We start from the raw sequence: 918 nt of genomic DNA, 5'->3' as shown, positions 1-918 counted from the left end.
TGACGCCCGGCGTCAACCTGGGGCTGGTGGCGTTCTCCGGGACGCCGTATCTGCTGGTCCCGCCGACGCCCCAACACCAGGCGACCATCGAGGCGCTGAAGAAGCTGGACTTCGCGGACAGCACGGCCACCGGCGAGGCCATTTTCACCGCCCTGCACGCGATCAGCGCCACCGCGGTGGTCGGCGGCGACAAGCCGCCACCCGCCCGCATCGTGCTGCTCTCCGACGGCGGCGAGAACCGGCCGTCGAACCCCAGCGACCCGCACGACGGGGTGTTCACCGCCGCGCGGCTGGCCAAGGACGAGGGCGTCCCGATTTCCACCATCTCCTTCGGCACCAAGGGCGGCGAAATCGAGATGGACGGGCAGCGCGTCGCCGTGCCCGTCTCGACCGACCAGATGAAGACCGTCGCCAAGCTCTCCGGCGGGCAGGCCTACACCGCGACCAACGCCGCCGAGCTCAACAAGAGCTACAACGCCATCGAGAACGAGATCGGCTACCGCACGGTGCCCGGCCCCGGCAGCGCCGGCTGGTTGCGGCTGGGGGTCGTCGCGGCGCTGATCGCGACGGTGTTGGCGTTGGTCCTCAACCGGCGCCTGCCCACCTGAGACTCAGGCGGGCAGCCGGCGGTTGAGCAGCAGCCCGGCCAGCACGGCACCGGCCATGGCGACGGTGCCCAGCAGCATCCAGGCCAGGCTGGCGTCGCCCTTCACGGACTCGTAGCCGATCTGGCGCTGCAGGGTCGTGTAGACGTTCTTCAGCGAGTCCAGGCTGTCGGCGTGAAACGACTGGCCGTCGGTGATCTCGCAGATTTTCTGCAGGGTCTGGTCGTCCACGGGCACCGGGATGGTGGCCCCCTCGTAGTCGACGGTGCCGTAGGGCGTGCCGAACGAGATCGTCGAGATCTGCACGCCCTCG

General features: G+C 69.6%; 1 protein-coding gene and 1 pseudogene. One reads left to right on the top strand and one right to left on the bottom strand.

The genetic code is table 11. The features are described 5' to 3' along the window. On the top strand, window positions 1-608 hold a 608-nt coding region (locus A5700_RS12825), incomplete at its 5' end, for a VWA domain-containing protein (protein WP_156671209.1). 3 nt (window positions 609-611) lie between these two features. On the opposite strand, the pseudogene A5700_RS12820 reads toward A5700_RS12825, so the two are convergent. Beyond that, window positions 612-918: pseudogene (locus A5700_RS12820) on the bottom strand (hypothetical protein); the annotation flags it as partial.

The organism is Mycobacterium sp. E1214, from assembly GCF_001666755.1.
Lineage (GTDB): Bacteria > Actinomycetota > Actinomycetes > Mycobacteriales > Mycobacteriaceae > Mycobacterium.
Note: the sequence above shows the minus strand (reverse complement) of the source record. Positions and strands in the feature narration are given on the sequence as shown.